This is a genomic window from Streptomyces sp. SID4985 (genome assembly GCF_009863025.1).
GTDB lineage: Bacteria > Actinomycetota > Actinomycetes > Streptomycetales > Streptomycetaceae > Streptomyces.
This window is the reverse complement of the sequence record NZ_WWIR01000657.1, coordinates 1-831: the sequence shown is the minus strand read 5'-3', so window position 1 is coordinate 831 and position 831 is coordinate 1. Positions and strand designations below refer to the sequence as shown.

Here is an 831-nt window from a genome sequence, read left to right as displayed (position 1 = left end):
CGTGACCGTCGCGGAGACCGCGCCGGTGGCCGAGCCGGAGCCCGAGGCCCCGGCCGAGGAGGCTCCCGCCGAGAGCGCCGCCCCGGCGCGTCCGCGCCGCCGCGCGGTGCGCAGGGCGACCGCCTCCACCGCGTCCGAGGACACGGCCGTCGTGGTCGTCCCGTCGGCCGCCACGGAGACGGAAGCGGTGGCGGAGACGGCGACGGAGGCTCCCGCCGAGCCGGGCGAGGCCGAGGAGGCCGCGCCGGCCAAGAAGACCGCCCGCAAGGCGGCCAAGAAGGCCCCGGCGAAGAAGGCCGCCGCGAAGAAGACCACGGCGGCCAAGAAGACGACGGCCAAGAAGACCGCCGCCAAGAAGACGACCGCGAAGACGACGGCCAAGAAGGCGACCAAGACCGCCAAGACGGCCGCCGCCAAGTCCACGGCGAAGAAGACCACCACGGTCTCCGCGCCCGACGACGAGAGCTGAGTCTCACCCCGAACACCGTGTGGCCCTGCCGTTCCGGCAGGGCCACACGGTTGTCACCGGGGCTTTTCCGGCCGCCTCCCCGGCCGTGGAGCCCCTGAACACCCACCGTGCCGCCGCTCCCTGGACAGGACGGCCGCACGTGAGCCGCGTGAACCGAAGGAGAAAACCGCGATGATAGGTCTCGTGCTGGCGGCCGGCGCCGGACGGCGTCTGCGCCCCTACACCGACACGCTGCCCAAGGCTTTGGTGCCGGTCGGTCCGGAAGGCGACGAGGAGTCGCTGACGGTTCTGGACCTGACCCTGGGCAACTTCGCCGAGGTGGGTCTGACCGAGGTCGGTGTCATCGTCGGCTACCGCAAGGA

1 protein-coding gene and 1 pseudogene are annotated in these 831 nt (G+C 72.7%); both read left to right on the top strand.

What is annotated here, in order from left to right; all coding sequences use genetic code 11:
- A pseudogene (locus GTW40_RS28545) lies at positions 1-469 on the top strand (ribonuclease E/G); the annotation flags it as partial.
- A gap of 171 nt (positions 470-640) precedes the next feature.
- On the top strand, positions 641-831 hold a 191-nt coding region (locus tag GTW40_RS28540; RefSeq protein WP_272919048.1), incomplete at its 3' end, for a sugar phosphate nucleotidyltransferase.